22 protein-coding genes are annotated in these 21,831 nt (G+C 73.1%); 13 read left to right on the forward strand and 9 right to left on the reverse strand.

What is annotated here, in order from left to right; translation table 11 throughout:
• Nucleotides 1-210, forward strand: a 210-nt coding sequence (locus GA0070616_RS28405; RefSeq protein WP_217628165.1) for a hypothetical protein, incomplete at its 5' end; no start/stop codon positions are given.
• Nucleotides 211-2,287: 2,077 nt separating this feature from the next.
• Here the strand turns inward: GA0070616_RS28405 and GA0070616_RS00010 are convergent.
• Both GA0070616_RS00010 and GA0070616_RS00015 read right to left on the reverse strand, forming a co-directional pair.
• Entirely contained in the window at nt 2,288-2,485 is a 198-nt protein-coding gene (locus GA0070616_RS00010) for a hypothetical protein (RefSeq protein ID WP_091074582.1), read from the reverse strand.
• Between the two features lie 423 nt (nt 2,486-2,908).
• Nucleotides 2,909-3,316, reverse strand: a complete 408-nt coding sequence (locus GA0070616_RS00015; protein ID WP_091074584.1) for a ParA family protein — start codon at nt 3,314-3,316, stop codon at nt 2,909-2,911.
• A 581-nt stretch (nt 3,317-3,897) separates the two neighbouring features.
• Between GA0070616_RS00015 and GA0070616_RS00020 the strand changes: the two genes are divergently transcribed.
• On the forward strand, nt 3,898-4,794 hold the full coding sequence (locus GA0070616_RS00020; protein WP_139128786.1) for a coiled-coil domain-containing protein: 897 nt from the start codon (nt 3,898-3,900) through the stop codon (nt 4,792-4,794).
• 25 nt (nt 4,795-4,819) lie between these two features.
• Here GA0070616_RS00020 and GA0070616_RS00025 read toward each other — a convergent pair whose 3' ends face one another.
• The 4 genes from GA0070616_RS00025 to GA0070616_RS27835 all read right to left on the reverse strand — a co-directional run bounded on the left by GA0070616_RS00025 (nt 4,820) and on the right by GA0070616_RS27835 (nt 7,920).
• Complete coding sequence (locus GA0070616_RS00025) at nt 4,820-5,188, reverse strand: hypothetical protein (protein ID WP_139128787.1); 369 nt, start codon at nt 5,186-5,188, stop codon at nt 4,820-4,822.
• Between the two features lie 102 nt (nt 5,189-5,290).
• Nucleotides 5,291-5,968: a hypothetical protein gene (locus tag GA0070616_RS00030; RefSeq protein ID WP_091074590.1), complete on the reverse strand. Its 678-nt coding sequence runs from the start codon at nt 5,966-5,968 to the stop codon at nt 5,291-5,293.
• Nucleotides 5,965-7,671: a type IV secretory system conjugative DNA transfer family protein gene (locus tag GA0070616_RS00035; protein WP_175439911.1), complete on the reverse strand. Its 1,707-nt coding sequence runs from the start codon at nt 7,669-7,671 to the stop codon at nt 5,965-5,967. The genes GA0070616_RS00030 and GA0070616_RS00035 overlap by 4 nt, the downstream gene beginning before the upstream one ends.
• A gap of 78 nt (nt 7,672-7,749) precedes the next feature.
• Entirely contained in the window at nt 7,750-7,920 is a 171-nt protein-coding gene (locus tag GA0070616_RS27835) for a hypothetical protein (RefSeq protein WP_175439912.1), read from the reverse strand.
• A gap of 534 nt (nt 7,921-8,454) precedes the next feature.
• On the opposite strand from GA0070616_RS27835, the gene GA0070616_RS29070 reads away from it, so the two are divergent.
• From GA0070616_RS29070 to mobF, 11 genes are all read left to right on the forward strand, one after another.
• The gene (locus GA0070616_RS29070) at nt 8,455-8,583 is read left to right on the forward strand and encodes a hypothetical protein (protein WP_281187641.1); all 129 of its coding nucleotides are present in this window, start codon (nt 8,455-8,457) and stop codon (nt 8,581-8,583) included.
• Nucleotides 8,580-8,978: a hypothetical protein gene (locus tag GA0070616_RS00040; protein ID WP_091074593.1), complete on the forward strand. Its 399-nt coding sequence runs from the start codon at nt 8,580-8,582 to the stop codon at nt 8,976-8,978. Before GA0070616_RS29070 ends, GA0070616_RS00040 begins: the two co-directional genes overlap by 4 nt.
• Nucleotides 8,979-9,288: 310 nt before the next feature.
• Nucleotides 9,289-9,435, forward strand: coding sequence for a hypothetical protein (locus tag GA0070616_RS27840; protein WP_175439913.1), 147 nt, complete (start codon nt 9,289-9,291; stop codon nt 9,433-9,435).
• A gap of 66 nt (nt 9,436-9,501) precedes the next feature.
• Nucleotides 9,502-9,873 (forward strand): hypothetical protein, encoded by a 372-nt coding sequence (locus GA0070616_RS00045; protein ID WP_091074595.1) that lies wholly within the window; start codon nt 9,502-9,504, stop codon nt 9,871-9,873.
• Between the two features lie 113 nt (nt 9,874-9,986).
• The gene (locus tag GA0070616_RS00050) at nt 9,987-11,063 is read left to right on the forward strand and encodes a hypothetical protein (RefSeq protein ID WP_091074597.1); all 1,077 of its coding nucleotides are present in this window, start codon (nt 9,987-9,989) and stop codon (nt 11,061-11,063) included.
• Between the two features lie 38 nt (nt 11,064-11,101).
• Nucleotides 11,102-11,548 carry a Pycsar system effector family protein gene (locus tag GA0070616_RS00055; RefSeq protein ID WP_139128788.1) on the forward strand — a complete coding sequence of 149 codons (447 nt, stop codon included), beginning with the start codon at nt 11,102-11,104 and terminating at the stop codon, nt 11,546-11,548.
• Nucleotides 11,548-11,745: a hypothetical protein gene (locus tag GA0070616_RS27350; RefSeq protein WP_139128789.1), complete on the forward strand. Its 198-nt coding sequence runs from the start codon at nt 11,548-11,550 to the stop codon at nt 11,743-11,745. Before GA0070616_RS00055 ends, GA0070616_RS27350 begins: the two co-directional genes overlap by 1 nt.
• Before the next feature lie 188 nt (nt 11,746-11,933).
• On the forward strand, nt 11,934-12,152 hold the full coding sequence (locus GA0070616_RS27355) for a hypothetical protein (RefSeq protein WP_139128790.1): 219 nt from the start codon (nt 11,934-11,936) through the stop codon (nt 12,150-12,152).
• Entirely contained in the window at nt 12,149-13,480 is a 1,332-nt protein-coding gene (locus tag GA0070616_RS00065; protein ID WP_091074602.1) for a hypothetical protein, read from the forward strand. The genes GA0070616_RS27355 and GA0070616_RS00065 overlap by 4 nt, the downstream gene beginning before the upstream one ends.
• On the forward strand, nt 13,477-13,698 hold the full coding sequence (locus GA0070616_RS00070; protein ID WP_091074605.1) for a hypothetical protein: 222 nt from the start codon (nt 13,477-13,479) through the stop codon (nt 13,696-13,698). The genes GA0070616_RS00065 and GA0070616_RS00070 overlap by 4 nt, the downstream gene beginning before the upstream one ends.
• A gap of 381 nt (nt 13,699-14,079) precedes the next feature.
• Nucleotides 14,080-18,513 (forward strand): MobF family relaxase, encoded by a 4,434-nt coding sequence (mobF, locus tag GA0070616_RS00075; RefSeq protein WP_245712572.1) that lies wholly within the window; start codon nt 14,080-14,082, stop codon nt 18,511-18,513.
• A gap of 71 nt (nt 18,514-18,584) precedes the next feature.
• On the opposite strand, the gene GA0070616_RS00080 is transcribed toward mobF, so the two are convergent.
• From GA0070616_RS00080 to GA0070616_RS00090, 3 genes are all read right to left on the reverse strand, one after another.
• Nucleotides 18,585-19,148, reverse strand: coding sequence for a hypothetical protein (locus GA0070616_RS00080; protein ID WP_139128791.1), 564 nt, complete (start codon nt 19,146-19,148; stop codon nt 18,585-18,587).
• Nucleotides 19,149-19,209: 61 nt separating this feature from the next.
• Nucleotides 19,210-20,421, reverse strand: coding sequence for a zinc ribbon domain-containing protein (locus tag GA0070616_RS00085; RefSeq protein ID WP_091074611.1), 1,212 nt, complete (start codon nt 20,419-20,421; stop codon nt 19,210-19,212).
• Nucleotides 20,418-21,830: a type IV secretory system conjugative DNA transfer family protein gene (locus GA0070616_RS00090; protein WP_175439914.1), complete on the reverse strand. Its 1,413-nt coding sequence runs from the start codon at nt 21,828-21,830 to the stop codon at nt 20,418-20,420. The genes GA0070616_RS00085 and GA0070616_RS00090 overlap by 4 nt, the downstream gene beginning before the upstream one ends.
• Nucleotide 21,831: the final 1 nt, after the last annotated feature.

The following is a 21,831-nucleotide window of genomic DNA, read 5'->3' on the forward strand; positions in this document are numbered from 1 at the left end:
TTCCGGACCGTCGACCGGTCCGACCAGCCCGGCAGCGCCCGCGTCAGCGGGTGGTCCTCCCGCAGGCGCCGGATGCTCGCCGCGCTCCAGGCGTTCCAGTCGCAGTTCGTTCGGCGGATGGGTGGCCAGGACCGCCCGGTCCCAGCCGGACCGGTCTCCGTCGAAGCTGTGCCGCAGGTAGCTCAGGGCCGCCCGCAGGCCGCGCCGTAGCCGCCGCCGCCGCCACGGCGTCGGCCCGGTACTCGGCCTGTCGCCACAGCCGCGCTTGGACGGGGACCACGAGGTACCGCACCGTCACCAGCACCGGCCACAGCAGCACCCGCACGGCGAAGTGCAGCGGCCGGGAGGACCCGCGCAAGAGCCGGTCGGCCAGCTCGTAGAGCAGGTAGAGCGGCAGCGCCACGCCGCGCGCCCAGGCCATCGCACCGGGCCGGCCGCCAGTGCGCCAGTGTGAGCGAGGACGCCGGCCACCTGGTCGCGTCTAGTCGAGCTGCTCCAAGCCGAGTTGACGACGTCGGACGTACGCGCTCGCTGGGCTCGCGCCGGTCGTCGACCAGCAGCCGCGGCAACGTCCGCAGTCCTCCCGCCGCCGGAGTCGCCACGATCCCGGGCCACGCCGCTCCGGCGGACAGCCCGGGCGCCGGCGATCCGTACCGGTGCCTCCGTGCCACGGTCCACACCAGGTAGAGCGCGCCGACGACCAGCGCGGTCACGACCTGGCCGAGCGCGACCGCCCACGGCCACGTCGGGTCGCCGTCCGCCAGGGCTTCCCAGGGCCACACGGCCGCCATCCAGGCGAGCCGGCCGGCACCGTGCACCGCGCCGAGGACGCCGCCGACGATGCCGCCGACCTGAGCCGCAGCCGTGGGGAGTAGCTGCTCTGCCTTGATGGGCAGGGGAAAACCCAGGTCAGGAGAGCGTCGAGGCGGGAGAGCACGCCCTGACCGGCGATGGTGCCGGACACCACGCCGGCGAGGCCGCCGAACACGGCCCCGATGGCGGCCAGGAGAACGAGAACGGCACGTTGACCAGCCGCGACGATCCGGCCCGGTCCCGGTCAGGTTCGCCCAGGTGGAGCCGGCCCAGTGGCCCCCGCCCGTGCGGTCCGCCCACTGGTCGACGTCGACCGGCGCAACGGTTTCGGGCGGCAGCACTCGGCAGCCGCCGGCCGCCGTGTGATGGGATGGGCGACCGCTCGACCGTGGCCCCGCAGCGCCCGCAGCCGCCCCCGCGGGCCGAAAGCGCCGCGCCCACGGTCGCAGAACACCCGACACCTCCCCCGCGTACCGGCCACCGGCGGGCCAGGGCCGGCGGCGATCAACTGTATCACTGCCAGCGACAGCGGTGCCCCGCTGCAATGAGCGCGAGCGGATCGGGAGTGGACGGGAGTGCCGAATCCGATGCGAGCCGCAATTGATCTTGCGCCGGCGGTCGGAAGACAGAACGCCGGCCCGAGGGCGGCGCTCAGTAGGTTATCGATTGCTAGATCAAACAACAGGCTGAGCATACCCGGTGCTCACTGGCGCAAGATTGGCCTGGTTTCGGAGGTGGGCAGAGGCTCCGAGCACGCCGGGAGGCGTCCGAATCAAGCGACCGGCCCGCGCGGGCCGTCCCTCAGAAGGTAGCTTCCGCGTATTGGAGTCGTCAGCCAGCGCGCGTTGCCCCGCGAGTGATCGCGGGAGCAGAACACGGCAGGCCCAGCGCGGCCGGGGCAGACCCGGCGCGGCACCGGCGATCTAGGCCATCCGGACCGACAAGAGCTGTCGACACATCCCGCCCTGGCGTCGGAGTAGTACCCGACGCGGCGTGGCAGGCCCGTTACCTGGCCCACCGTCGCCCCCTCCCTGTGAGTAGAGACCGTCCCGCCAGGGCGGAATCTGCTTGCAGGGGCGGGGCGCCGTCGAGGGCACGGAGAGTAACGAACACTCCCCCCAACGCGCACCAAGACCGTACGCACGGCCTGACGACCCGCACGAGGCCGCCGGCGACTCGCCCTAGGTCGGGACGTCACCGCGACCAGGTACGAACGGTGCCCACTCCAGACGGTTTTCCAAGGCCAGCCCCGTACGTACCTCGCGCGTGCGCGCGCGCGAGGCCGACAGGTGCGCGCGGACTTCCGCAGTTGCGGATCTGCGCACTTCCGCAGCACCGCCGCGCGCCTGGTCGACGGGCAAATGTCCTGGCCACCTCCACACGAGCAGGCATCGACGGGTGGTGGGTGGCCGAGCACATCCCGTATGGCATCCTAGGACGTTCTGCCGGTTGTGCCCGTGGCCACGTCACCGAGTCAGCGCCGCCGGTTGCCGCCGCTGCGCGCGAGTTCCTGCGCGACCCTCGCCGCGAGGTCGCTATCTCCGTCGAGGAGGCCGAGCAGCACCCGGACGACTTCCGCGCCGGCGACCTGGACCACGCCGATGTCGTCGGCCACCTGGTCGCAGTAGCGGCGTAGTCGACGGTGCTCCATCGGTGCCAGCTCGACCGTCATCCGTACCGGGTTGGTTCGGGGAGTCGAGCCGGAGCGCTGCGGGGTGCTCCGCGCTTCCGCAGGTGCGGACTTGCGCACTTCCGCAGGTGCGGAGTCGCGCGGTTGCGCAGGTGCGGAGAAGCGGGCTTCCGTGGTTTCCGCCGGCCGTTCGACGCCAGCGCCGGCGACGCGGGCAGCGCGGGCCGCGAGGTCGGCGCGACGACTCGCGCTCACCGCTCGCCCCACATGGTCAGCAGTTCCTCCGCTAACCGGGCGTGGGTTCGTCCTTGCCGATCGGTGAGCCGAACGCCTGTGCGTACACCTCGCGGCGCGGGATGGTGGTCGCCAGCACCCGCCGGCCCTGCTCCGTGAGGATGTCCCGGTGCGCCTGGGTGCTGCTGGCCCTGGGCTGTCACCCGGTTGAACAGCACCGACACGGACGGGTCATCGTTGCGGTAGCCGGCCGCGTCCTCGATGGCCTTCCAGACGGGGCCGACCCGATCCAGCTCCATCATCGACGGCGCCATCGTCACCAGGACGTCGGTAGCGACGCGCCAGCGCGGACACCACGATGCCGTGGCGATCCTCCAGCGGAGGCGTGTCGATGACCACCAGGTCGAAGCGGTTGCGGTCGACCACGCCGGCGAGCTGGCGATGCAGCGTCGTGGACGGCAAGGCGACCGCCGGCAGCGGCCAGCCCCCGAGTTCCTGCCAGCGCACGGCCGAGCCCTGCGGATCGGCGTCCACGATGATCGGCCGCCGGCCACGGTCGGCGAATGCGTGGGCGAGGTAGGCGGCTGTCGTTGTCTTGCCGCTCCCGCCCTTGAGGTTGACGGTCGTGAGCACTCTCATGACCGGCCACGGTACGCAGTCCGCATTTGCGCAGGTGCGGACTCGCCGGTGAGCAACCCGGCTGCCCCGGTCAACCCCGTTCGAGCAGGGGGCGACGTCCGCCGGTGGTGCGTGGCGGGTCGACCAGGAGCCGGGCAGCGTGGACGCTCTCGGTTCAGGACAACTGCTCACCTGGGAGGGGGAGGGTGCCGCGTCGGGTGGATCTTTCACCCCGGGGGCGGGCCACAGTTGGTCGCCGTTCAGGTCAACTGCGCCACGGTGGCGGTGTCCGCCGGTGGGCGCGGCCCGCGACACGAAAGCCGAGCCGCCGCCCTCTACATTCAATTTATTTCGTTTCATTCTGCCAACGAATCTAATTCTATGATATTATTTGGGCATGACTGACACGCAGACCCCCAGGCTCAGCAGGAGTGCGCGTTTCCCGGGTGCGATCGCTCGGCCGAGCGAGCGGTGGGCCCCGGCAGGCCGCCGAAGTACTGCGAGAACCCAGAGCACAACGCGCAGACCGCGTTCCGCGTCCGGCAGGCCGTCCGGCCGGCGGGCCGAGCGGCGAGCAGCCGGATCTGGGTCGGCCAGTGACGATGGCTGGCGATACGGCCGCCGGGTCGGTGAAGGCGATCGAGCGGCTCAGCCGGGAGCTGATCGACGCGTTGGGCCGACACGCCGAGGCGATGCGGACGGTCGGGGACGTCGACGCCGCCGAGGCGCAGATCGAGGCCGTCACCACCGAGGCAGCGCAGAAGGTCAGCGACGCGGAAGCCGGCCGGGCCGCCGAGCACGCCCGGCGGGTCGCCGCGGAGAGCCGCGCCGAGCAGCTGCGCATCGACGCCGAAGACATGGCCGCCCAGGTCGACCAGCTCACCGCTGACCTGGCCGGCACCCGCGCACGGGTGGACGAGCTGACCGGACAGGTCGAGCAGCGCGGCCGGGAGGTGGAGCAGGTCCGCGCCGAGCGGGACGAGTTGGCGCGGGAGCTGGAGACGGTGCGGGCGGAGTTGACCGCCGCCGGGCGGCGGGAGCAGGACCAGGCGGCCGTGCTGGAGCAGCTGCGCGGCCAGCTCGATGAGGCGGGCGCCGCCCGCGACGAGGCGCGGGCCGAGGTGTCCCGGCAGGCCGGCGAGGTTGCCCGGCTGACCCACGACGTGGCCGCCGCGACCGGCCGGGCGGAGCAGGCCGCAGGCGAGGCCGCCGCAGCGCGGACCGCGCAGCAGGAGGCGGAGCGGGCGCTGGCGCAGGCCCGCGAGCAGCTGCGCGCGGTAGAGCGGGAGCGGGACCAAGCCGAGGCCGGACGGACGTCGGCGGAGTCGAGGCTGGCCGACCGAGACGGGCAGGTGCAGGAACTGCGTGGAGAGCTGACCACGGCCCGATCGGCCGAACGGGAGGCCCGCGCTCAGGCGACCGACCTCACCAACCAGGTCGCCATGCTCGCCGGCCGACTCGCCGGAGGTGGTGACGCAGCCCCGCGTGGTCGCGGCTGACCGGGACCGCTGTCCGGGCGGTGAGCTACGCCGCCCGGCGCGACCCGCCGAGGCGGATCGGGTACGTCGGGGACACGCCCCGCACCCACCCGAGCGCCGCGGCGACGCCCAACGCCCACTCCCGGGAGACGCCGGCCGGCGCGTCGGGCCAGCCGTACACCACGGCGTCGGCGGCCATCTGCTCCCGCGCGATCGCATCCGGCCCGGCAACGACGGTTCGGCCGGTGGCCGGCGCCGACGTGTGCAGCTGCGCGACCCATTGCAGGCTGGTCAGCACCGCGCCGACGTACCGGTCACCCTGCTCGGTCTGCCACCGCCGCGCGGCCTCGGTCAGCACCGCGGCGAAGTCGACCAGCGGCACCCCGAGGTTGTCCAGCGGCACGCGCACATCCATACCCGTCAGGGTCCCACGGCCTGCCGACAGTCCGCCAGCGCATCAACGACAGAGGGCCCCGTGACGTGTTCACGGGGCCCTCTCGACGGTGTGCAGCCAGGTTCAGGTGCGGTAGTCGGCGTCCCGGGCCGCGCGTTCCTCCGCCAGCTGGGCCGGGGTCGGCGATGGCGCGGCGGTCCGCCCACGGGTGGCCGCCCACCAATCGGCGATGTCGGGCACGGCGTCGACCGTCGGGGCGCGCGGAGGCACCACGTCGGCCGGGCCGGTCGGCTTGTGCCGGGTCAGGTTGCACCCGCTCAACGCCTTCTTGATCCGGCGCACCACCCCCGGCCGCGCCCGGTCGTGCCAGTCGACGGCCCGAGCTGATGTCGCTTCCGGCGACACGAACGCGTCGTACCACGCCTGATGGAGCACCAGCAGTTCCTCGACCACCTCGCCATGCCACAGCCAGCAGCCCGACAGCTGCGCGTCGTGGTACCGGAGGTAGACCGCATCCAGCCAGCCGGCCAGCCCTTGCAACAGCCGCAGCGCCTCGTCGGGTTCATCGACCATCCACCAGGACACCACGGCGGCCGGCTCGCCCGGGCCACCGCCGGCGGCGGCCCGGGCCCGCGCGATGCCCTCAATCTGCGCGGAGAGGACCCCGATCACCTTGTGCGCCTCGCCGGCGATGTCGGCGGCCCGCGACGCGTTCGCCGCCACGGTCTCCACCCGCCGGGAAACGCGCTCAAGGTCGGCGCCGAGCGCCGAGACCGGCCGCCGCCACTCCTGATCCGTCACCGGGTCCGCACCTCCTCATCCTGGTCGTGGCTACGCGCGTCCGCCTCGTACGACGTGCTGTGCTGCTGGACGTCAAGCTTCGCCGTCCGGTTGACCTTCCGCACAGTGCGCCGCTTCCAGGCCATCTGAACGCGGCCGATGCTCGGCGCGAGCCCGCGCCGGATCAGCACCACGTACCCCTTCGGGAGATTGGCGATCCGGGCCGCCGACAGCACCGGCACCGATCGCGTGGACGTGCTGACCACCTTCCCATCGGCGTCCTTCGTCTCGACCACCTCGTCCCGCTCGCCGGTGAGGGTGGAGAACCCGGCCAGGTCCTCCGGATCGCGGGTGCCACCGAAGATGATGATGGTGGCCGAGTTGTTCAGGATCGCCGCCGCGCCTTCTTTGCCCCACCGCTGTTGCAGCTGGGCCCGGGACTGCGCGGCGATGTGGATGGTGATGTTCCGCCCGCCCATGTCGGCCGTCCACCGGTCCAGCGGGATCGGGCAGATCAGGGCCGCCTCATCGAGCGCGAGCGTCAGCGGCGGATCGAGCCGGCCGGACGGGCTGAGCGACGCGATCCGCCGGGCCTGCCGGGCGATCTCCGCCGTCAGCGCGGCGACCAGCGGAGCCACCACGGCATCCTCAGCGCCGAGCAGGTACAGCGTGCCGCGCAGCCGCAGGAACTCGGCCACGTCGAACACCTCGTCGGGGCCGCCCTCGGTCGTCGCCGCGGCGGTCGGGTCGGTGAGCCAGGCCAGCGCGGGCCGGATCGACGTGGTGATGCTGCTCCGCGTCCGGTCGTTGGTGTCGAAGAACCCTGCCGCCACCTCCCGCATCTCCGGTGCGTGGTCGAGCAGCGACAACACCGAGTCCCGAGCCTGGTCGGGCCGGGAGATCCAGCGGAGCACGTGTCGCATGGTGTGATCGCCGACCGCCGCCGCGTGCAGCAGCACCGCGAGCACCTGGCGCGCCTGATCGGTCCAGAACGCCCGGTCACCGGACCCACCTCCGCCGCCGAGGTTGGTCGCGGCGTCGATCAGGTCGGATGCCCGGTCAGATGCTCCCCGGGCCGTTTTGCAGCCGGACAGGGGGGAGAACTTAACGTTGGTGGCCACGTCACCGAGTCCGGACGGGTTGAACACCATCAGCGGGCCGACCTTGGCCCGGGTCGGGCCGGTGAGAAACAGCAGGTCCGTCCGGGTGGACGTGACCACCGTCGCGCCGCGCGCGTCGAGAATTCGGCAGGCCATGCTGCCGGTCTTGCCGGTACGCGGACCGCCGAGGCTCAGCGTGACGTCCTCCACCGGGGAGAACACCCGCACCATGCCAACCCGGGCGATCGGCGCGGCGTATTCGGTGACGGGCGTCCGCAGCCGCTGGTACCACGACCGGTCGCCGAGGCTCGGCCGCAGCACGAGGGCCTGCCGGCGCATCGCCCACGCCGACCCGTGCCGCAGGACGTCCCAGCTACCGGCCACCCCGCCCTGCCGGCGGGTTCGCTCGGCCCACCGGTCGGAGGTGGCCTTGCTGCCGCTGCGGTTGGCGGTCCACCGGCCGAGCGCGCCGGCGCCGATGGCCAGGCCACCAGCGATCAGGCCATAGCCGACGGAGTGGTCGAGCACCTCCGTCGGGACGGACTGCGCGAGCCACCCGCTGCCGCAGCAGATAGCCGCTATGCCGGTCGATCGGGCGGGGAATCTAGTCTGTGTCGAAGTCATTCCGGGCTCCATCCGGGGTGATCAGGGGCCGTGGCTGCGGTGATGACGCAGCCCGGCCCCGCCTTATGTGCGGGTTGATCAGGCTCCACGTTCGGTGAGGTAGGCATCCAGCGCGCGCTCGGTGACGTGTTGGATCTTCACGCCGTGCTGTGCGGCGTACTGCCGTAGCCGGTCGGACACCGTGGCGTCGATCCAGCAGTGCAGCGCCTTTCGGTCGGTCCCGCCGCTGGTGGGTGGACTGTCGGGCATCGGCCGCCTTTCTCTCCGTGATCACGTTGCTCCGTTGAGCAGCAAAGGTCAATGTACATCCATGTAGATTTTCTAGCAAGATCGAACGGTGTCGACTTACGGACCGTCCACACTCAGCCCAGAACGGACGGTCGCGCGTCGACTCCACACGTTCGGGGCGCTGCCCCCTTCCCCGCGCCTCGCCGGCGGGGCAGGCACCAGGATGGGGAAGATCGGCAACCGTTGCGGCGGTCAGTGGTGTCCGGGGTCGATCCACCCCGACGCCCTGCCGCAAGGGCAACCACACCGACCACCAGGGCGCAACCCAACCCCGGTTGCACCCTGCCGGCCGGCGCGGTCGATCGGAGATCAGGCCGCCGGGATGGATCTCTAGCCCCGGACGTGTGGGAAGCGGGTCCGTCGTGCTCGCGCTATCTGAACTCTTCCTGCTACCTCTTTACAAGTTCGACTTGTAAAATGGAGGTAGATACAAGGCGGCCCCCGGCGGTGCTGACGACACCGACCGAGGGCCTAGATCGGGAGGAGTCCCCGACCATGACCCGACAGGCTACCGGTAAGCCCCGATCCCGATGGGTGCTGCTGCCCTGCGGCCGGCACTCCGTGACGTTGTGGGGCAACGCGAAGCCGCCCACCTCGTGCGACGACTGCGCCCCGCAGCGATGAGCGCCGACCGCCGGCGCGGCGAGGTTCCCCGGACCAGCGCGGCCGAGGAGCCGTACCCGCAGCCGAACATCGAGCCCGCGCAGGGTGAGGAGTCGCCCGCCCGTTCGATCTACTCCCTGGCCGACCCGCTCCGCATCCCGGTGGGCACGCGGGTGTGGTTGGTACCCAAGACCATCGGTGCGCCGGCGATCTGCTGGAAGGAGCCGCGCGGGTCGTGGGTCCGGTACGAGCACCCGTACGCGGTGGTGCTGGTCGACGGCGTGGAGCACCAGGTGCACGAGCGCAACGTCCGACTGACGGACCCTGCTCGCCGGTACCTGGCCGCGCCGCCGGCGCCGAAGCCGAAGCCGCGGCCGGAGTTCCCCGACGGGTTCGATGAGGTGCCGCTGTGGTGACCCGGCGGACACTCCCGGCGCGATGAGCGCGACGCCCGGCGGGCTGGACTGGACGAAGACCGGCAGCGCCGGCCCGCCAGAGCCGTGCGTGATCTGCGGAAAGCCGGCGATCTGCCGTAGTCCCAAGGGCGTGCCGTGCCACAAGACGTGCGCCGAGGACTGGACGCGGCAGCGCCGTACCTGACCAGCGACGGAGGCCGTGGGGCCGGACCAGGGGGAGCCGGCCCGCGCGGGAGCCGCCGAGTGGCGGGAGGTAGCTCGCGCGAGGTGCTGACGACACCGAGCGGGAGCCAGTCGGGAGGAGTCCCCGATGAGCAAGGCCCAGCAGATCCAGAAGGCAGCGGCGCAGCTCGACGCCGCGAAGAACGTCCAGCGGGTGATCGGTGGCCGTGCCGCCGACCAAGCCGTGAAGGACGCGACCACCGCGCTCCAGCAGGTCGCCGGCCGCCGCCGGTAGCCCCTCCGTGGTCAGGTCGTCGGTTCCCCACGGGACCGGCGACCTGGCCACCCCGACGACCAGGAGGTGACCAACCCGATGCCCGGCCCGCTCTACACCGCCGAGGAGGTGTTGGCCGTCGCCGCAGCCGCGTACCTGCGTGGTCGCTACGACCGCGACGTGTTGGAGCTGCGCGGCACCTGGGCCGAGCACGACGAACCCCGCGCCACCCGAGAGCGCCTGATCGCCGAACGGCTCGCCGAGATGGACCAGGCCGCCCGAACCCGGGCCGCCCGCGAGGGCCGCACCTATCGGCCCTACCAGGGCGGCCCGGTCGACTGGCACACCGGCGACCCCGGTGGCGCCGACCCGGCGGTGCTCGGGGGAGCGCGACGACCAGGAGGTGAGGCCCGCCCGGTAACGCCTGGTAGTAACGCCGCCATCAACGCCCACGGCTGACCATGACCGGTTGGCGGTGGGCGTGTCGCGTGTGGAGGGCTTCCCCTTTACAAGTCCGACTTGTAGAATGGTGGGGAGAGCGGGGACGCCGCTCACCATCGAGAGGGGACACGGTGGAGACCACCGACCGCGACCAGATCGCGCGACACCTGTACTGGGCGCACTACGTGACCGCGCCGGACATGGCCGCCAGCTGGACCGAGGCGTGCATGGCCGAGTGGGACCGGGGCGACGTGAGCGCCGACATTCGGGCGGAGGTGTACCGCCGGGCGGATGAGTCGATCGTGGCCGAGGCCCGCCGGCAGGCCCGGATCGAGCTGGGCGAGCAGATGACCGCACGAATGAACGCGCTCACCCCCGATCAGGCGCTGCTCTACGACCGGGTGCTGGCCGAGGCTGGCGCCGACGGCCGCGACTGCCGGGACGTGCTCCGCGCCATCGACGCGCCGAACATCGACCGCGCCGTGGTCGCTGACCTGCTCGGCGGAGACGGACTTGGCGACGAGTTCCGGCAGCTGGACGACGACCAGGGCGACGACGCGACGACCGGCGGCACCGCTGACGACCTCCGCCGCCTGGCCGATGACTGCGAGCGCGCCGCCCGGGGGTTGCAGGTAGACGCCGACAACCCGGCCGAGGTGCTGCGGGAGCGCGGCTACGGCGGCGACGTGGACAGCGGGCAGCTCGACCCGGCGACGTGGGGTGCTCGCAAGGCAGCATCCGCCGCGGCGGCCCGCGCATACGCCGAGCAGCTGCGGAAGGAGGCCGACAGCCACACCGACGGCCAGGTCGACCCGGCCCGGATCGCTGAGGCCAAGCGGGTCGCGCAGGCTGCGGCGCTCGGCGGCATCCTGACCGACTCCCGCGAGTTCGTCGGCCGCGACCCGTGGGCGAGCGAGGAGGTCCGCGCTGCGGAGCGCGCGGAGGCTGAGCGGGTCGCCGAGGAGATCGAGGCAACCGGCATGTTCGAGCACGTCGCCGAGGAGGGGCAGGTGCCGTTCTGGCAGCTGCGGAAGCCCGAGCCGGTCGCCGAGCAGGAGCCGGCCAGCACCGACCGGGCGTGGCCGAGGGTGACGGAGGTCGAGGCCGCGCACACCAACGCGATCCCGACGGCGCTGGAATGGCTGCGTGAGGAGCGCGCCGAGCGGAAGCGCGCGCGCCGCGAGGACGACATGGCGGACGGTCTGTGATGGGGCAGCCGGAGACGCAGGCGCGGCAGGAAGGCTCGGTGAGCACCGCGCTCGCGCAGGAGGTCGCCGCCGTGGAGGCGCAGCTGGCCCGGGCGGACGGCAAGGCCGCCCTACTGATCGGGTTGACGGGGGCCGCCGCCGTCGCGGCCCCGGGCGTCATCACCGGCGCCCACCTCTCCGCCGTCGCGGCGGTGCCCGGGTGGCTCGCCGCTGCGGCGATGGTCGGCGCGGCCGGTCTGCTGCTCGCTGGCGTCCGGCCGGCGCTCGGCGGTGGACACGGGTTCGTGCGGTACGCGCGGATGAGCCCGGCGCAGCTGCTCCAGGACGTCGACGCGTTGGCCGGCCCGGAGGAGTCGGCGCGGCGGCTGGCCGACCTATCGCGGATCGCCGTGGCGAAGTACGTGCGGATCCGGCTGGCCGTCGATCTGGCGCTGGTCGGGCTGGCGCTCGGCGTGGCCGCCACGATCGCGGGGTGGGCCGCCTGATGGGCAAGCCCCGATCCGATCGAGAGATCCTCGCCGCGTACGAGTGCCCGGCAGGCGGGCTCTGCGACTGCAAACACCCCGGCGGCCAGTACGCCTGCCCGAACTGCGGGTGCGACTGCCCGCTGCCCGACCCGGATGCGCCGACGACTGGCGACCCGGACGCCTGCCCCTGCTGCGGCAGCTCCAGCGCCGCGTAATCGAGGACGGACCGGCCAGGTCGTATCTGGCCGGTCCTCCACCAACCGTAGTGGAGGACCAGATGAGGAATGCGATCACGGGTAGGCGGTGGCGCCGGCCAGGGAGGGTGTGCCCGCCGTGGTGCGCTGGAGACCACCAGTGCACCGCGCAGCACGGCTACGCGTCCGGTGAGCACCGGTCGGACCCGATGGCGTGGCGGTTGGCGTACGGCCGCCTGGTGGCGACCCGCGTCGAGACCATCGACGGGCGGAGCCGGTTGGAGCTGACCGGTTCGATCCGCCTGCCGGTGGACGAGGTGGAGGCGCAGCGGTGGGCGTCGCAGCTTGCCGTACAGGTGGACCTGGCGATTCGGCGGATCGCCGTCGGGCCCGCGCCGAAGATGAGGGAGCAGGTGACGGGCAGGTGAGCACGGAGCCGATGACCGGTCGGGCACCGGTCGGACAGGACGCGGCGCGCGTCGACCAGGAGGTCGAGCAGCTGCCCAACGTCCCGACGACGCGGGCGGACCGGATCGCGTACGCGTTCTACGCCGCCGCCGTCACGGCGGCACTGGTCGGGCAGGTATGGGCGGCCGTCGACCACATCCCGTGGCCGGCCGAGTTCTGGGGATGGCTCCGCCCGATCGTGTCGGCACCCGGCGTGGCCGTGATCGAGCTGGGCGGCGTGGCCACCGCAATGCTCGCCGACGACCGCCGGCGCAAGGGTGAGAAGGCGTACGCCTACCGCACCATGTCGGCGTTGATCGCGGCCGTGGCAGTGGCCATCAACGTCTTCGGGCACCTCGATGTGCTGTACCTGGCCATCGGGTTCGGTGGGCTGTCCGCGTTCGCCTACGTGCTCTACCTGGCTCACTCGGCGGCGAGGATGCGCGACGCGCTGCGCGCCGCGGGGAAGCTGGCGAAGACGCCGCCCCGGTACGGGTGGCGGCAGTGGCGGCGGGAGCCGGAGGTGACCAGGCTCGCGCGGACGCTCGCGCAGTCGCACGGGTACGGCATCCAGCAGTCGTTGGCGGTCGCGCGGGAGCAGATCCGCACCCGGGACCGTCGACGCGCGATCGCCGCCACGGTGGAGCAGCTGATCCGGGAAGAGCACAAGAACCCGTTGCGGGCGAAGATCGCCGCCACGACGTACGACATGGACCGGTTGGCGGTGGAGATCGAGGCCCGGGCGGACTACGCCGGGTGGGCGGCGAAGATCGGATCGGCGTTGAGCCCCGGCGAGGAGCACGCCACCGTCGGGCAGGACGCCGCAGCGCCCGAGCGCCCGACTGTCGGGCAGCCGGACACCATCGGGCAGGACGTGACCGAGGGCCGGGCAGTGCCCGAGGTGCCCGAGGTCCGGACGCCCGACGTCCGGGCAGTGCCCGAGGTGCCCGAGCTGCGGACGCCCGACGTCCGGGCAGTGCCCGAACCTCGCCGGGCGATCGAGATGGGGCCGGTGCCCGAGCCGGCGCGGCCGGTGGTGCGCCACCGTCCGCCCGTCGACCAGGTGGCTCCGGACAGCGCGGCCCAGGAGCGGGCCGCCGCCCGGAAGCGGTACCGGGAGAGCGTGGAGGCGGGTAGGCCGCTGACCGGGGCGCAGCTGGCCCGGGAGTTCGGCAAGGGTGACCCGAAGTGGGGGCTGCGGCGGGTGCAGGAGGCCACCGCCGAGATTCAGGCCGAGCGGGATGCTGCTGGGCTGGACGACGAACTGCTGGCGATCGTCGCCAGCGAGCAGGGGGAACGGATCAAGTGAGCGAGCAGGGGCGTCCGGCGGAGCCGGAGTGGACGACGGAGCAGGTGCTGGCGTGGCTGGCCGAGCAGGGCCGGAAGATCAGCCGGGACACCTGGCACGGGTACGTGTCGCGGGGCCAGGCACCGAAGCCCGCCCGCCACGTGGGCCGGACGCCCGTATGGGACCCGGGCGCGGTCGAGAGGTGGCACGCCGCCGCACGGCGCACGCGAGCGTCCTGATCATCACCGCCAGCGGGCGGCTGCCGGGCCGAGCGCGGTCGGGCGGTCGCCCGCTGGCGCGTGCTGGCGAAGTTCGAGCGCGCCGCAGGACCGGGCCGGATCAAGACCGAACGCCCATCACTCTCCGCAGCGCAACCGATCATCACGCCATGCAAGATCAGCAATAGTCACCCAGTCGTCACAAAGATCAGAACCGCAACCCCAGCGACGCAAGATCAGCGTCGCAACGTCAACCCCGAAGTCAAAACCGCGCCACCATCAGCAGTTCCCAGCAGCAGCCAGCCCAACTACTCTTTTGTACACACCTAGGCATCACGATCCGAAGGTAAGATCAACAGCGGGCGCGAGCGCCGCTGCCAAGGGCAGGAGCCTCCGGTGACCATGACGATTTCGAGCGGTCACAGCGTCGAGTACCTCACCGGCGCTGTGGCTGGCGGACGCGAGAACTACTACACGGGAGCCGTCACCGACGGTGAACCGCCGGGCCGGTGGTCCGGTGCCGGGGCGGCTGCGCTCGGCCTGTCGGGCGAGGTCGACCCGCAGCTGATGGAAGCGGTCTACGCGCATTTCGTGGACCCGCGCGACGCCCGGGTCACCAACCCGGACGCGTGGGCGGTCGCGGAGAAGCTCGGCGCTGGCGCCCGGAAGTACGCGACGCCGGAGGAGCGCCTGGCGCAGATGCTCGCCGACGAGCCGGACGCCACTCCGGAGCGGGTGGCGCAGCTGCGATTGCAGGCGCAGAAGTCGACCCGCTCGGCGGTCGCGTTCCATGACGTGACGTTCTCCGTTCAGAAGAGCGTGACCGTGCTGCACACGTCGTTCGAGGCCCAGGAGGTCGCCGCGCATCGGGCAGGCGACGAGGAGGCCGCCGAGGCGTGGGCGGAACACCGTCGGGCAGTCGAAGAGGCGATGTGGGCGGGCAATCGGGCAGGGCTGGACTACCTCGCTGACGCCGCCGGGTACGCCCGAATCGGGCACCACGGCGGCGGTGCCGGGCAGTTCACCGACGCCCACGATTGGACGGTCGCGTCGTTCTTCCAGCACACCAGCCGGGACAACGATCCGCAGCTGCACATCCACAACGCCGTACTGAACCGGGTCCAGTGCGCCGACGGGAAGTGGCGGACGCTCGACTCCCGGGCGATGCACAAGCACCGCGGCGCGGCGGCCACCATCGCCGAACGGACCATGGAGGAGCACCTGACGCGCACGCTCGGCGTCCGGTTCGCCACCCGCCCGGACGGGAAGGCCCGCGAGGTCGTCGGCGTCGACCAGGCCGTAATGGACATGTTCAGCACCCGTCGACGGCAGATCACGAAGGCCACTCAACGGCTGGTCGCCGAGTTCCGGGAGAAGTACGGGCACGAGCCGAACGCGTTGCAGCTGGACCGGCTGCAACGGTCGGCGACGTTCGCCACCCGCAAGGCCAAGAGCCACGAGGGAGAGACCAACGAGGAACGGCTTGACCGGTGGGACGCGCAGCTGCGCGCCGAGGTCGCCGACGGGCTCGCAGGGGTCGCCCGGGACGTGCTCGGCCACGCGACCGGCACCGCGCCGGCGGACGCGTTCAGCCCGGTCGCAGTCATTCAGGAGGCCATGGCCGAGGTTCAGGCCACCAAGGCGGCATGGACCCGCGCCGACCTGATCCGGGCGATCGGTCGGGCACTGCCCGACAGCCTCGGAGGGCTCGACGCCGGGCAGGTGCGCCGGGTGGTCGAAACGCTGGCCGATGCGGCACTGGACGCGCCCGCACCCGAATCGGGCAAGCCCGACGGAGTGCCCGGCGGGGCGACCACCCGGCACGGCGCGGTGTCGGTGTCGTACGACGTCGACGCCCGAGTGCCGCAGGATCTCCGGCTGGACAACGGGGCGAGCGCGTACGTCCCGCCCGGTGCCCGACTGTTCGCCACCGTCGGGCACATCGCGGCGGAGCGGGCACTACGCGACTCCACGGTCACCCGGGGCCGGGCATCGGTGCCCGGTGCCCGAGCCCGACAGTGGCTCGCCCGGTGGGCGGAGGAGACCGGCGCCGGGCTCGGCGTCGACCAGGCCGCCGCAGTGGAGGGCGTGCTGACGTCCGGCGCGGCGGTGGAGGTGCTGATCGGTCCGGCCGGCACGGGGAAGTCGTTCACGGTCGGGGCGCTCGCCGCAGCGTGGACCGACCCGGACCTGTGGGCGGGGAAGCCGCGCCGGGTGGTCGGGTTGGCCGCCTCGCAGATCGCTACCGAGGTGCTCGCTGGCGAAGGGCTCGACGCCCGCAACATCACGCGCTGGCTCGGCGCGCAACGCCGCCTCGCCGACCCGCAGGCGCACGCCAGCGCCGAAGACGAGGGGTGGCGGCTGCACGCCGGCGACCTGGTGGTCGTGGACGAGGCCAGCATGACCGACACGGCCGCGGTGGAGGAGATCCGCCGGTACGTCGACGCCGCCGGCGGGAAGCTGCTCCTAACCGGCGACCATCGGCAGCTGGCCGCCGTCGGGGCCGGCGGTGGGCTGGACATGGTGACCGGTCGCGCCGCCACGTACGAGCTGGCGGAGGTGCGACGGTTCCGAGCCCAGTGGGAGCGAGCCGCGTCACTGCGGCTGCGGGAGGGCGACCCAGACGCGGTGCTCGAATACGAGCGGCACGGTCGGGTCCGTGACGGGGGCACCGTCGAGCAGGCCACCGACGCCGCTGCGCAAGCCTGGCTTGGTGACACCCTCCGGGGGAAGCATTCGCTACTGCTGGTCGACACCAACGAGCAGGCCGCGCAGGCGTCCGCCGCGCTGCGGGCGCAGCTGGTCGGGCTCGGCCTGGTCGAAGAGGACGGGGTGTGGCTCGACCGGCAGGGCACCCGCGCCGGGGTTGGCGATCTCATCCAGGCGCGGAAGATCGCGCGCCAGCTCGCCGGGTACGAGGGCAACCGCCGTGGGCCGATCAACCGGGAGTACGCGCGGGTGATGGAGACGCGCGCGGACGGCAGCATGGTTGTGCAGGTGGTGACGGGCCGCGTCGACGGGGTGGAGCAGTACGGCGACCGGCTGACGCTGCCGGCCAGCTACGTCCGTGACCATGTGACCCTCGGGTACGCGTCCACGGTGCACAGCGCGCAGGGCGTCACCGTCGACACCACCCATTCCGTGGTCACCTCGGGCACCTCGCACGCCGCTCTGTACGTCGACGCGACCCGGGGCCGCGAGGACAACACGATGTACGTGGTCACGGTCGCCGTCCCGGCCGACTCGCCGACCGGTGCCGCGCAGGACGCGGAGCGGGTGCGGCCGGCAGCGGTGCTCGCCGACATCGTGGAGGGCAGCGAGCCCGACCGGGCCGCGCTGGTTGAGGCGGAGGAGTCGGCCCGGGCCGCGCAGTCCATGAGGCTGATCGGGGCGCGACTGGCTGACGCTGGGGAGAAGCTTGCCAGCGCCCGGCACGCCGCCCTGTTCGATCGCCTGGCCGACGACGGGCTGCTGACCGCCGAGCAGCGGGAGGCCCTGGCCGGGGACGACGCCGCGCCGGCACTGTCTCGGCTGATCCACGCGGCGGAGGTTGCCGGCCACGACGTCGACCAGGAGGTGACCGCCACCCTGGCGGGTCGGCCGCTGGACGGCGCGCGGTCCGTCGCGCAGGTGCTCCACGCGCGGCTGAACGAGCAGTGGGCGGGGCAGCTCGCGCCGACGGGCGACACGTTCGCCGAGCGGGTGCCGGAGATCGGTGGGGAGTGGGGCCGGTACGTGGACCGGCTCGCCGAGCTGGCCGACGACCGCCGGCGGCAGCTGGGCGCGGAGACCGTCGAGCAGGCCCCGCAGTGGGCAGTCGAGACGCTCGGCCCGATCCCGGATGACGTGGTGGCTCGGCAGGAGTGGGAGCACCGCGCCGGGATCGTGGCGGCGCATCGGGAGCTGACCGACTGGACCGATGACGCGCAGCCGCTCGGCCCAGCCCCGAAGGCCGGCCTGGTCGAGCAGCGCGCCAGCTGGCACGCAGCGTGGCGGGCGCTCGGCCGCCCGGAAGCCGACCGGGAAGAGGCGGAGATGTCCGACGGGCAGCTGCGGGTGCGCGCCCGCGCGTACGCCCGGGAGGAGCAGTGGGCGCCGGCGTGGGTCGGGGACGAGCTGGCCGCGACGTCGGCCGCCGCCGCCCGGCACCGGCAGGAGGCTGCCGTGCTGGCCGCCCGCGCTGCCGCCGCCGGCGACCCGATGACGGCGGAGACGTTGGAGCGGGAGGCCGCCGAGCGGGCCGAGCTGGCGGAGACGCTCGCCGAGCAGCAACAGCGGCTCGAAGCGGCCGACGCGGCGCGCGGCGAGTGGTACGCGCACACCGCAGCGACCCGCGCAGCGGCCGAGCGCGCCCGGGCCGAGATGACCGCCCGGGGCGTCGACCTGGACGACCCGGACGACCTGGTGACCGCTGAGGAGTGGTTGGCGGCGCAGGCCGAGGCGCAGCGCGCGGAGGATCCGACCCGCGAGGTTCGAGAGGAGCACGACCTGGCCGACGAGCGGGCCGCCCGGGACGCCGACGACGCCGCGGCGTGGCCGTCGACCACCGCGCGGGACGCCGACACGCCGGAGCAGACCGCTCCCGAGCAGGAGCCGGCCGCCATCGAGCAGGTCGAGCCCGACCAGCCGATGCCGGACGGGGTGCCCTCGATGGCGGAGACTGCCGCCGCGGTGATGCGCGCGCAGGCCGCCCTTCACGAGATCCAGCAGCGCGACGAGCAGGAGCGCCAGCACCGGGCGGCGGAGGAGGCCCGCCGCGCCGAGCTGGCGCAATGGCGGGAGCAGGACACCGCGCGGGAGGCCGAGCAGGACCGAGGATACGACCGGTCGCGGTAGTGCCCGGATCAAGACTGAAGGCCCCCACGAATCCGTGGGGGCCTTCTCGCGTCGGGTGAGCTGCTCGGGGCCTACGACGCTGCCGGGTCTGCGGTGGCGATGCTCGGGTCACTGGCTGGCGGCACTGCGCCCGCCGGGTGCGGACGAACCATCCGCAGCGCTACCAGCGAGGCCAGCCCGCCGACCAGGAGGTCGAAAGGCAAGGTAAGCAGCGCGCCGAGCACCGTGGTCAGCCAGAACTCGACGGCCACCAGGCCGGGCAGCAGCGCGAACAGCAGCAGCAGGCCGCCGCTGACCGCCAGCGCCGTCCGGGGCACGGAGAACCGGTGGCGGTGCAGCTGCACCACGGCGTAGACCACGGCGGCGACCGCGAAGGCGTGCGAGGCCACCGCTCCGCCGTACGCCTGCGCCTCGGGCGCCCCGGCGTTCATATACAGCTCGGCCTGCGTGGTGACCACGAACCGGCCGTAGAAGAACGTCGGGACGGCGACGAACATCAGCGGGATTGCCGCTACCACGGCCACCGGCCCGACCTCGTCCACATCCGCAGTGACGCGGCGCATTCCGAGGGCAAGGCGGTTGAGCAGGGTCGAGGCGCGGGACTCGTGGGGCGGGTAGAGCGCATCCATGAGCATCAGGCTCCCACGCGGGGGTGACACTGCGCCACCGGCTGCCCACACAGCGCCGGACCCCTGCTCACCCGTCCCAGGTGATCCGGCCGCCGGCGACCGAAACGGTCCCGCTCACGCTGATGTCCACCGTGGTGGCGGTCGCTGTCCACGTTCTCGGTTCGATGACGTCGAGGGTGTACGAGTAGTCGGCGCGAGCCCGGCCCGGCGCGACCGTGTGGACGGTCACCGCCCCGTCGTCAGCCTGGCGCAGCTCTACCCGGGGGTACCCGAGTACGGTCCACCGTGCTCCCCGGGTGAAGGAGTACCGCGTTTCGGCCCGCATCGGGCAGTTGCTCAGCGGCCCGGTGCCGGTGTCCGGCTGGAGGGTCGGCTGAGCGGCGCAGGCGTCGACCCGCTCCCGGATCTGGCGCGTCACCACGTCGACCACCTCCGGCCGTACGGCCACGTTGACCGTGACGGCCTGGCGCTCGCCGGCGATGACCACGGTTGACGGTCGGGCCGCAACCAGCGGCGTTTCCACGGCCGCCAGGGTGTAGATGCCGGGCGGCGCCCACACCGCGCCGTCGCGGCGGTCGCCGGCCGTCGCCTCCCGAACGGTGGGCACCTCGCCCCCGGCGAGCCGGGCCGTGGCCACGGTGGCGCTCAGGACGTCGACCAGCGCACCGGGCGGGGTGACCACCCGCCAGGACCGGGAGAGGCCGCGGCCGTCGCGGATGAGCGTCACCGCCTGGTCGTGCGCCTGGCCGTCGACCCGGTACCGCACGCTGACCGTGGCCCGGTTGCGGTTCGGCCGCCGGGTGCTGTCGCCGGCCGCTGGGTCGCCGTAGGCCACGGTCAGGATCTCCACCTGGTCGGGAGGCTGGTAACCCGTCCGCAGCGCCGCAGGGTGGCACAGCGGCCCGCCGGCGCAGCCGGCCAGCTCGGCGAGCCGGCCGCCGTCGCGGTCCGCCAGCGCGGCGAACACCTCCCGTACCTGATCGTCTGGACCGTTGCCAGCCGCTACCAGGCTGGTAACGGCGTACCCCGCCAGCAGGATCACGCCGAGGCCGCCGGCGATGGCCAGCCGCAGCCGTCGACCGGGTGGCCACCACCGCCGCCGGCGAGCCGAGGGCGGCGGGTCGGTCACCACCTGGTCGCCGTTGGCGGGCGGCCGGGGAGCGGGGATCAGCGCCGCCGCCGGGGAGAGCTCGGCGCCGCAGGCCCTGCAGAAGCGGGCACCGGGCCGCGCCGGCGCGGAGCAGCGTGGGCAGCGCGGCGGCGCGTCGACCTCGGTCACGCGGGCACCTGGCCCGCCGGGGTGTAGCCGGCGCGTGCCCGGAACGGCTCCATGAGGCCCGCCGGCCGCGTCTCGACCATCAGCGGCGAATCACTGCGGTAGAACAGCCAGGCGTGCAGCGGAGGCGTGCGCTGGAGGGCGTCGACCGGCAGGACGGGCCGGTACAGGCTGCCGACCGCGTTCTGTCGGCCGCCGCCGTCGCGGTCGCCGAGGCGGCCCGGTTGCGTCGGGGAGCGGGTCGGGTCGACGCCACCGGCGTAGTAGGTCACCTGAGTTTCGCGGTACTCCCCCGCCCATCCGGAGATGTCCCGCAGGTCGGCCCCGTTGGACATCCCGCCGAAGATGACCTTTGCCGTGGTCGCGGTCAGGATCGATTGCTGGACGTCGGCACCGTACCGGGCGCGGAGCTGCGCGAGGCTCTGCGCGGCCCACAGGGTGACGATGCCCCGGCCGCCGCCCTCGGAGACGAGCGCGGGCAGCGACTCCAGGGGCGCGATGTTGGGCACCTCATCGAGTGCCAGGAGCAGCCGCGGATCGAGCCGGCCCAGCGGTGACGCCGCCGCCAGCTCTGCCGCGCGCTGCGCGATGGAGTCGACCAGGCCGACGATCATCGGCGCGGCCACCGCCTGGTAGTGCGAGGGGCCGACGACGAACAGGGTCGACCGGGTAGACAGGAAGCGGTCCACGTCGAAGGTCGGCCCGGTGGTCGAGGCGAGTACGCGCGGTTCCGCCGTGGCGTCGAGGGTGTTCCTGGCTACCGAGTAGAACGACCCGCGCTCGCGCTCGCCGAGCAGGTTCATCGCCTGCAAGTCGTCCGCCCAGCTCGCCGCCGCCGACTGCGACTCTTGGAGCAGGTCGACCGGCTCTCGAACGTCCTGCCTGGCCAGCCAGCGGCGGACGTCGACCATGCTGCGGCGGCCGTCGCCGGCGACGGCCGCCGCGTGGAACACCGCGCGCAGGATGGTCGCCGCGCCGGCCCGCCAGTGCTCGCCGTCGGTGATGCCCCGCCCGACTACGGCCACCATCGCGGAGGCCCGCCGGTACGCCACCGAGGGATCGGCGCAGCCGGCCAGCGGGGACCAGTGCAGCGACGTCACGCCGGGCTCGCTGCCGAACGGGTCGTACACGTAGACGTCCCCGCCGTGCTGCTCGGCGAGGTGGCGCCGCCAGTCGCCGGCCGCGCGGAGCAGGTCGCCCCGGGTCGAGGTGGCCACGACCGGCCCGTCCCAGGTCAACAGGGCCGGGATGATGAGGCCCGAGGATTTGCCGTAGCGGGGTGGGCCGACGATGCCCACGGAGTCCTCCGGGCTGGACCAGCACGGCCGGTGCCCGTCGCGCGGGTCCAGGCCGAGGTACACGGCCTGACGCGGTACCGGGTCGAACGCCGGCAGCGGCGCGAAGTCGGTCACG

Origin of the sequence: Micromonospora nigra, assembly GCF_900091585.1 — a bacterium.
Lineage (GTDB): Bacteria > Actinomycetota > Actinomycetes > Mycobacteriales > Micromonosporaceae > Micromonospora > Micromonospora nigra.

What these genes read in the sequence shown, in the direction of transcription:
- GA0070616_RS00040 (WP_091074593.1), top strand. Translation starts at nt 8,580, where the DNA reads ATGAGCGCCGACCGCCGGCGCGGCGAGGTTCCCCGGACCAGCGCGGCC.
- mobF (WP_245712572.1), top strand. Translation starts at nt 14,080, where the DNA reads ATGACGATTTCGAGCGGTCACAGCGTCGAGTACCTCACCGGCGCTGTG.
- GA0070616_RS27835 (WP_175439912.1), bottom strand. Translation starts at nt 7,920, where the DNA reads ATGCCCGACAGTCCACCCACCAGCGGCGGGACCGACCGAAAGGCGCTG.
- GA0070616_RS29070 (WP_281187641.1), top strand. Translation starts at nt 8,455, where the DNA reads ATGACCCGACAGGCTACCGGTAAGCCCCGATCCCGATGGGTGCTGCTG.
- GA0070616_RS00025 (WP_139128787.1), bottom strand. Translation starts at nt 5,188, where the DNA reads ATGGATGTGCGCGTGCCGCTGGACAACCTCGGGGTGCCGCTGGTCGAC.
- GA0070616_RS00015 (WP_091074584.1), bottom strand. Translation starts at nt 3,316, where the DNA reads ATGAGAGTGCTCACGACCGTCAACCTCAAGGGCGGGAGCGGCAAGACA.
- GA0070616_RS27355 (WP_139128790.1), top strand. Translation starts at nt 11,934, where the DNA reads ATGGCGTGGCGGTTGGCGTACGGCCGCCTGGTGGCGACCCGCGTCGAG.
- GA0070616_RS27840 (WP_175439913.1), top strand. Translation starts at nt 9,289, where the DNA reads ATGAGCAAGGCCCAGCAGATCCAGAAGGCAGCGGCGCAGCTCGACGCC.
- GA0070616_RS00010 (WP_091074582.1), bottom strand. Translation starts at nt 2,485, where the DNA reads ATGACGGTCGAGCTGGCACCGATGGAGCACCGTCGACTACGCCGCTAC.
- GA0070616_RS00020 (WP_139128786.1), top strand. Translation starts at nt 3,898, where the DNA reads ATGGCTGGCGATACGGCCGCCGGGTCGGTGAAGGCGATCGAGCGGCTC.
- GA0070616_RS00080 (WP_139128791.1), bottom strand. Translation starts at nt 19,148, where the DNA reads ATGCTCATGGATGCGCTCTACCCGCCCCACGAGTCCCGCGCCTCGACC.
- GA0070616_RS27350 (WP_139128789.1), top strand. Translation starts at nt 11,548, where the DNA reads ATGGGCAAGCCCCGATCCGATCGAGAGATCCTCGCCGCGTACGAGTGC.
- GA0070616_RS00035 (WP_175439911.1), bottom strand. Translation starts at nt 7,671, where the DNA reads ATGACTTCGACACAGACTAGATTCCCCGCCCGATCGACCGGCATAGCG.